The sequence below is a fragment of the Pseudomonas sp. JL2 genome (genome assembly GCF_031570495.1).
GTDB classification, from domain to species: Bacteria; Pseudomonadota; Gammaproteobacteria; order Pseudomonadales; family Pseudomonadaceae; genus Aquipseudomonas; species Aquipseudomonas rhizophila.
The window spans coordinates 1-6,899 of sequence record NZ_JAKUDH010000050.1 but is presented as its reverse complement, the minus strand read 5'-3'; the positions used below and the strand labels follow the sequence as shown (position 1 = coordinate 6,899).

The 6,899-nt window shown below is 60.6% G+C and carries 2 protein-coding genes and 1 pseudogene; 1 reads left to right on the top strand and 2 read right to left on the bottom strand.

The genetic code is table 11. The features are described 5' to 3' along the window. Positions 1-964 precede the first annotated feature (964 nt). A complete protein-coding gene (locus tag MKS85_RS28570) occupies positions 965-1,336 on the top strand; it encodes a DUF6124 family protein (RefSeq protein ID WP_188252479.1) in 372 nt (123 codons plus the stop codon). Positions 1,337-1,622: 286 nt separating this feature from the next. Here MKS85_RS28570 and MKS85_RS28565 read toward each other — a convergent pair whose 3' ends face one another. Both MKS85_RS28565 and MKS85_RS28560 read right to left on the bottom strand, forming a co-directional pair. Continuing rightward, positions 1,623-1,961: a hypothetical protein gene (locus MKS85_RS28565; RefSeq protein ID WP_047230543.1), complete on the bottom strand. Its 339-nt coding sequence runs from the start codon at positions 1,959-1,961 to the stop codon at positions 1,623-1,625. Between the two features lie 139 nt (positions 1,962-2,100). Then, positions 2,101-6,899: pseudogene (locus MKS85_RS28560) on the bottom strand (LapA family giant adhesin); the annotation flags it as partial.

Below are 6,899 nucleotides of genomic sequence, written 5' to 3'. Positions count from 1 at the left end.
TTAACGGGGCCCCCAGATCAAAATCAAAAGCGAGGCGGCCTTATAGCCGACCTGCTCTTGCGGGTGTGCACCATCAGATCAGTTTGAGCAGGATTTGTGGGAGCAAAACTTGTTCGCGATGAGGCCGACACATCCAACATCCAACATCCAACATCCAACATCCAACATCTTCATCAACTGAACCACCGCCATCGCGAGCAAGCTTTGCTCCCACAGGATGAACGCGGTCATCAAAAAACAGGTCGGCTGTCAGGCCGCCTCGCCAAGCTTTTGATCTGGGACGCCCCGTTAACCACGCTGGCCGAACGCAGGCATTGCGTAGGNAAAACAGGTCGGCTGTCAGGCCGCCTCGCCAAGCTTTTGATCTGGGACGCCCCGTTAACCACGCTGGCCGAACGCAGGCATTGCGTAGGGGGCACCTCGGCATGGATGCCGAGGTAGCCGCGCTGGGCCATGGATGGCCCTTCGCGGCGAGCCCACGGAGCAATGCCGGAGTGAGGGCACACCGAGCCTAGGCGAGGTGCCGAGTGGTGGGGCAAAGCGTTTTTGGTTACTTTTGGCGCTCTTCCAAAAGTGACCCGCTGTAAGAGCGGAACCGCCAGTAGCCGTTACCGCAGAAACGGATATACACCCCCTCTAAAAGTAAGGTCCTAGGAGATTTCCCTCAAGTTGTAGCGAAGCTGGTGAACTTGTCCGCCTTTGGCCTCACCGCTAGTCTGGGTTTGTCACTGAAAAAACGGTGACACGGACGTGCAAGTCCGAAGAAACTGTTTAGGATGCGACGCTACATCGCTCAGGGGCATTCTTCTGCCCACTGGCTTTATGGCGGCTGCACGCAGGAGATCCTTGGATCTGCTGGGTGTCCTAAACAGGCCCGGTCTTGCACACCTGCGTTCGGCCGCCACCCTCATTCGCGTGCAAGCGAACGGTGACGGTTTCCACTTAACTGTTTAGGAAATCTCTAATGTTTAAAGTAACTCCGAATCCGCCAGAAAACCCTGGCAACATCTCCGGAAAATCCTCGAAATCTAAAAAGCTCGATGAAGCCGCCGAGCGCGCCCTCGACTATTACCTCAATCCAAAACCCACCAATGAAGCCTCGGGAAAAACCCAAACCGCCCAGCTCTTCATGGTCTCCCCAGACATCGACACCGAAACCCTACTGGCCAATGCCTCCGAAGACCTGCTGTCCATCAGCGCCATCGCCGCCGACCTGGCTGATGACGTCGACGGCTCGCGCCGCAGCGTGATCCTGGCGATCAGCCGAATGGCCGACGGGGTGCATTTGTTGGTGGAGCGGGCGATGGATCGGCTTGAGGTTCAAACGTCGAACTGACAGGCCTGTGGCGGATTGAAGATGGCCATCGCGAGCAGGCTCGCTCCCACAAGAGATCTGTTGGCGAATGGAAAATTGCGCCCTGACACAAATCCAATTGTGGGAGCGGGCTTGCTCGCGAAGGCGTCGGCACATCCAACATCATCGCAAACTGACCCACCGCTTTCGCGAGCAAGCCCGCTCCCACATAAGAACTGCGTGACGGCAATATCTGCGACTTGCCCCATCCCCCTGTGGGAGCGAGCCTGCTCGCGATGAGGGCAGCCCCGACACCGATGAACCAGGCTTAGATCAACCCTTTCTCATCATCATCGATCAACCGGCTCAACCCGCCCAAGGCTTCCCGGGCCTGGTTGCGGTCCATCAGCTTGGCCTGGGCCGCGGGGGGCAGGTCGGTGACGCGGATGACGCCTTTGCTGGTCAGCACCTGAATCAAGTCGTCGAGGACTCGGATCATTTCCAGGTCGCTCTGCTTGAGCTGCTTGAGGCTGTTTTCTACCGCCTGGTTGGCGAACCAGTCCTGGATTTCGTGGCTGTCGGCCGGCAGGGTTTCGGTGGCCTCCGCATAAGCGGTGGCTTCCACGCGCACCAGCAGGCCTTGTGCATCGCGTTGCACATAAAACATCGGGCATCCCTCATGTATGAAGCGGCGTCATGCTGGGCAGCATAGGCCAACTGTGCGCGAGTATGGAGGGTGGCGACAAAATCGTCATCCTGGATGCAGCCCGGTACGACCGCCCCTAAGGGCGGCCGTTAAGCCACGGTCAGCTGTTGTTGTGATCGACCTTGATGGTCGGATCACTGCCGGCGATCAACGAGTTCAGGTTGATGTTCGACCAGTTGTTACCTTCCAGCTTGATCGTCACATCAGGGGTGGCCGCTGCGGCGTCGCCCGCGTTGAACTTGCCGGAGGTGCTGACCTGCAGCGACGACACGCCATCGACCGTGCTGATCTTCAGGAAGTTGTCGATGGTGCTGCCGGTTTCGCCCTGCAACAGATCCCGCAGGTCGATCCGGTCACCCTCGCTGGCCTTGAAGTCCTTGATCACGTCGGTGCCGGTGTCGCCGGACTTCCAGACAAAGGTGTCGCCACCCAGGCCACCGATCAGGGTGTCGTTGCCCTGGCCGCCGATCAGCGTGTCGTTGCCTTTGCCGCCGAGCAGGATGTCATTGCCCTTGCCGCCGTTGAGCAGGTCGTTGCCGCCCTGGCCGAAGATGATGTCATTACCGGCACCGCCCAGCAGTGTGTCATTGCCATCGTTGGCACCGGACACATCGAAAGCGTTGTAGTGCTCGGTGATGTACTGGTGCACGTTGCTGGTGGTGACTTTGCTGACTTCCACACCGCTCTGTTGGGCCACGAAGGCCTGAATGGACTGATAACCTTCGCCGGCGATGCCATTGAAGCTCACCAGGTCGCCGAACAGGATGTCATTGCCGTCTGCCCCGTTGACTGTGTCAGCGCCCGGCAGGGTCGCTTCGGTGTGTCCGATGATGGAGTCGGCCAAGTTCTTGGGATCGATGTTGGTCTGCGGAGTCTTGTCCGAGTCGTAGTCCTTCAGGTCATCCAGCGTCACGCCTTTGTTCAGGCCGATGGCTTCCACGCCAGATACCGAACTCAACAGCGCGAAAGCGCTCAGGGAGTTGCTGGTGGTGGTCGAGCCGGTGCTGCTGCCGGTGCCGTCGCGGTACGACAACTCATAGGTGCCGTCGCCTTGGGCGCGCAATGTGCCCAATTCCTCACTGCTCCAGTAACCGCCCCAGGATTTTTTCCAGGTGAGCAGGGTGAGATTGCCGGATTCATCGACCTGAACGCGGTGCGTACTGTCGAGCTCGGCGCTGAACGTCTGGCCCAGCTTGTAGTTGGTCGTGGTGATCAGACTGTCGAGCTTCACGTCGCCATACAAGGTCGGGTTCGTCTGCTCGCCGGATTGATAGTAGGTCGGCTGGCCGTCGGTGATGAAGTACGTCAGGTTCGTCGCGCCGGTGTTGCTCAGGGCTTCGCTGCTCTTGAACCAGTTGGCCGTGGTCTTGAACACGTCCTCGTAGTTGGTACCGCCGCCGGACACCATCGAATCCAGCACACTTTTGAGCAGCGCGAGTGCGTTCGGATCCTTGAGGTTGACCGATACGGTTTTATTCACCTGGCTGTCGAAGTCTGCCAGGAAAATGTTCACCGTCCCGGAGTTGCCGCCCATGCTCTGCTTGAGGGTGTTGAACACCGACGTCAACGAGTCCTTGGCGGCTGTGACGGACGCTGCGCTCATGCTGCCCGAGCTGTCGACCATGAAGGCGATGTTGTAGTTGACGCCTGGCACGACGGTCAGCCCGCCGATGTCGGCGACCACAATGTCGTTGCCGTCGGTGCCGGTGACGTTGTCACTGCCAGAGGTGGCCGTGGCGGAGTTGTAGACCGCCGGATGAACCGTGACCGGTATCTGCGCCGTGGTGGTTGCCGAGCCGCCGAGGGCTTCGGTGGAAGTCGAGGTTACGGTCAGGTTGAACTGGCCGTTGTAGTAGGTCGGTGGCGTCAGGGTCAGGCTGCCCAGATTCCAGCCGGTGACCGAGGCCTCGCCATTGCTGCCCACGGTCGCCGTGTGGCCGGCACCGTCGCTCAGCACGCTGCCTTCCGGGATCCCGCCGATTTTCACGCTCAGGCTTTCGGAGCCGTCGGTATCGGTCAGCGCCGTGGTGATCTTCGACAGGTTCACACTGCCGCCTTCGGCGCCTTCGTTGAGCTTGAAGCCGTCGTAGTAGCCTTCACCATTGGTGCCGTGCAGGTCCGAAACAGTCACGCCCGCATTCACCAGATCAGCCACGCCGGTGTACAGCGGCACGCCGGCACTGCTCAGGTCGGTCGGGGTGCTGCCGTTGACCGACAGGTTCACGTCATAGCTGCCCGGGCCGGTCTGGTTGTGGTGGTAGATGTCCAGGGTGTAGTAGCCGCTGGTGGTCGGGGTGAACGAGCCATTGAGCTTGCCGCCCGCTCCCCAGGTGATGCCCGCGACATCCTTGCCACCGATGGTCACCAACAGGCTGTCATCGCCGGTACCGCTGAAGGTGTAGGTCTTGCCAGCTTCGAGGAAAATCAGGCCCGAGGTTTTCGACGCGGTGCCCGGATTCACGTTGCTGTCGGACTGCACGTTGTTCACGGTGGTGCTGCTGTTGGGGGTTCCGGCGGCATCGATCACCGACTTCAGCGTACCGGACGGCGCGCCGCTGCCATCGGTGCCCAGGCCCGACAGACCGGTCCAGACTTCCTTGACCAGACCAGTGGAGGTCACGGCGTTCCCGGCTACGTTGAGGGTTGGTGCGTCAGCGACCGGCGTGATGTCGATCTTCACGGTGCCGGTAGTGCCCAGCGCCTGACCGTCGGTTGGCTGGAACTTGATCTGCGCGTAATCGGATTTCTGATCGCCCACGCCGTTCGCGTTGCCGTTGGCGCCGGACTCATTGGTATCCGGTGTGAAGCGCAGTTTGCCGGCGTCGATGTCGGCCTTGGTGAAGGTCTGGTTGTTGGCCACGTCCTTCCACGTTGCACCGTCCAGATACTGCAACTTGCCGTCAGCGGGCAGTCCGGTGATTTTTACCCCAAGGCTGGATGCCGAACTGTCCACATCGCTGACACCAAAGGTCGACCAGCCAAGAATCAACGAGGTGTCTTCGGTACCGGTCACCGCGCCGCCGGTTGCGACCGGCGCATCGTTGACCCCGACCACGTTCACGGTGGTGGTGGCCGTGTTGGAGTAGTTTGTGCCGTCGGTCACCGTCACGGTGATGATGCGCGGCACGGTGCTCGGGTCGTCGCTGCTGTTGGTAAAGCTGATGTTCTTGATTTGCTGCATGTAGTCGGCCAGCGTCGCATTGCCCGACAGGGTCAGGGTGACCGTGCCGTTGGTGCTGTTGGCGTTGATGCTGATGCCGTTGACGCTGTTACCCAGGTTCAGCGCATCGCCGGGCTGACGGTTGGTCAGCACGATGGTGGCGCCGGTCAGCATCGTGCTGTCCGGGTCGGTGATTTTCAGGTCGGTGTCGCCGATGGACACGCCCGGACCGGTGGTGCCTTCGGTGAAGGTCACCTGGTAATCGGCGCCGGTCTTGCCGCTGGAGTTGTTGGCATCCAGGTCCAGTACCGGCGGTGCATCGTTGTCGATGATCGAGGTGCTGACGCTGCCGTTGGTGCCGCTGACGGCCAGGTTTTCGAAGTTGCCGCCGGTGGCCGAGTCGATCTTGACCACGAAGTTTTCGGTACCTTCGGTGATCTTGTCGTCCAGCGTCGCCACGTTGAAAGTGGCGCTGGTGGCATTGGCCGGAATCTTCACGGTGTAGACGCCGGTGAAGTCCGTACCGTCGGCGGCGGTACCGCTGTAGACGATCTTGAGCGTCACTTCGGTTTGCGCCGGGTTCGTCAGGCTCACGGTGTACGTCGCGGCCTGGCCTTCGGTGACCGAGGTGCTGCCGGTGATGCTGACGATGGTGTTGTCGACGGTGTCGGTCACGTCGGTGACGGCTGGGGTGGTGCTCGGGACGAGGTTTTCGAAGTTGCCACCGGTGGCGTTATCGATGCTGACTTCGACCTTGCCGGCGTCTTTGTAGACGTCGTCTTTTGGCGCTGCGACGGTGACGGTGCCAGTGGTGGCGCCGGCAGCGATGTTGATTACGGCGCCATTGCTCAAGGTCACGGTGACTGGCGAACCAGCGGGGTTGGTCAGGGTTGCGGTGTAAACAATCGAACCGCCTTCGGCAACGGTGTCAGTGGCGGAGAGCGTCAGGCCGGTGGTGTCCTGCACATCGGTAACGGTGGTGTCAGCCGGAGTGGCGTCGATGTCCAGTTTTTCGTAGTTACCGCCCTGAGCATCATCAATCTTGACGCTCAGGTTGTCGCCGCCGGCAAGGGCGTCGTTCTGGGTAACGAAGTTCACCGAACCGGAGCTGGAACCAACCGGGATGGTGATGCTCTGGCCGTTCGACAGGGTGATCACCAGCGGAGCGCCAGTGACTGGTGCGTTGACCGAGGCGGTGTAAACCACGGTGCCGCCTTCGGCCACAGTCGAGGTCGCCGTCAGCGAAACGGTGCTGGTGTCGATGGTGTCAGTGACATCAGTCACTGCCGGAGTCGTGCTCGGTACCAGGTTTTCGAAGTTGCCACCGGTGGCGTTGTCGATGCTGACTTCAACTTTGCCGGCGTCTTTGTAGACGTCGTCTTTTGGCGCATCGACGGTCACGGTGCCGGTGGTGGCGCCGGCAGCAATGTTGATTACAGCGCCGTTGCTCAGAGTCACAGTGACCGGAGTGCCAGCGGGGTTGGTCAGGGTTGCGGTGTAGGTGATCTGACCGCCTTCAGCAACCGAATCGGTAGCGCTCAGGCTCAGGCCGGTCGTGTCCTGTACGTCGGTAACGGTGGTGTCAGCTGGAGTCGCGTCGATGTCCAGTTTTTCGTAGTTGCCGCCCTGGGCGTCGTCGATCTTGACGCTCAGGTTGTCGCCGCCAGCAAGGGCGTCGTTCTGGGTAACGAAATTGACCGAACCGCTGCTCGAACCGACCGGGATGGTGATGCTCTGGC